Here is a 1,282-nt window from a genome sequence, read left to right as displayed (position 1 = left end):
AGAGATGGATCCGTAAATTTGAACAACTCCTATAAGTGATATTCTGCTCCTCAAATGATGTTATAAACATCAATATATGGAGTATTTTATGGCACGTAGACCAAGAAGAAATCATTCAAATGATTTTAAAGCTAAGGTAGCACTTGCTGCGATTAAAGCAGAAAAAACACTTGCTGAATTGAGTGCTGAGTTTGATGTTCATCAAAACCAAATTATTGACTGGAAAAATCAATTGATCTCAGCTTCCTCGCAAGCTTTCGATCAATCAAAAGCTCCAACAGAACCACCCATCGATCTAAAAAAACTACATGCAAAAATCGGTGAGCAGGCATTAGAAATTGATTTTTTAGAAGGTGTGTTGAAGAAACTGGGCCGCTTCAACCACAAAAGTTAATCGACGACTCACTTCAGATTTCAGTATCTAAGCAAGCTAAGCTGCTGAAAGTCTCCCGTGGTTGTTATTACTATCGCCCAAAACCTGTGAGTGCATCAGATCTGAAGCTGATGCGATGTATTGATGAATTACATATGCAATATCCTTTTGCAGGCAGTCGTATGATGCGTGATTTGTTGAATCGTCAAGGACATCATATAGGACGACGTCATACACGTACTTTAATGAAGAAAATGGGTATTCAGGCGTTATATTGCAAACCAAATTTAAGCCAGGCTAATCAAGCTCACCGTAAATATCCATATCTGCTCAAAGGGTTGGCTATTCAGCGCAGTAATCAAGTGTGGTCTACGGATATAACGTATATCCCTATGGCAAAAGGCTTTGTTTATTTATGTGCTGTGATTGATTGGCATAGCCGCAAGGTACTTGCGCATAGGGTATCGATTAGTATGGAGGTGGATTTTTGTATTTCGGCTTTAAATGAAGCGATTGAAAAATATGGTCGACCTGAAATATTTAATACAGACCAAGGCAGCCAGTTTACCAGTGATGCATTTATTGATGTATTGAAATCAAATGGCATTCAAATCAGTATGGATGGTAAAGGTCGATGGGTAGATAATGTGATGGTTGAACGATTATGGCGGAGCGTTAAATATGAAGAGGTGTATCTCAAAGCTTATAGCAGTGTCACAGATGCGAAAAAGCAATTAAGTGCATATTTTGAGTTTTATAATTTGAAACGACCTCATTCGAGTCTAGACAAAATGACACCAAATGAGTTTTACTATGATCAGCTACCCCAACAAAACAAGGTGGCTTAACTAGAGCGGAATATCACTTATAAATACGCTTTTAGTTGTTCAAACAAGTGGGACCACCTCT

Annotated in this window: 1 protein-coding gene; it reads left to right on the top strand. The window is 38.2% G+C overall.

Going from position 1 to position 1,282, the window contains the following annotated elements:
- Positions 1 to 88: 88 nt before the first annotated feature.
- Positions 89 to 1,221 (top strand): IS3-like element ISAba14 family transposase gene (locus FTU44_RS15040; protein ID WP_223155595.1). Its coding sequence is split into 2 segments (ribosomal slippage): positions 89 to 341 and positions 341 to 1,221, totalling 1,134 coding nucleotides; the frame shifts between segments, so codons are not numbered across the junction.
- Positions 1,222 to 1,282 lie beyond the last annotated feature (61 nt).

The sequence above is a fragment of the Acinetobacter sp. YH12105 genome (assembly GCF_013419095.1).
GTDB classification, from domain to species: Bacteria; Pseudomonadota; Gammaproteobacteria; order Pseudomonadales; family Moraxellaceae; genus Acinetobacter; species Acinetobacter pseudolwoffii.
This window is presented reverse-complemented; position numbering and strand designations above follow the sequence as displayed.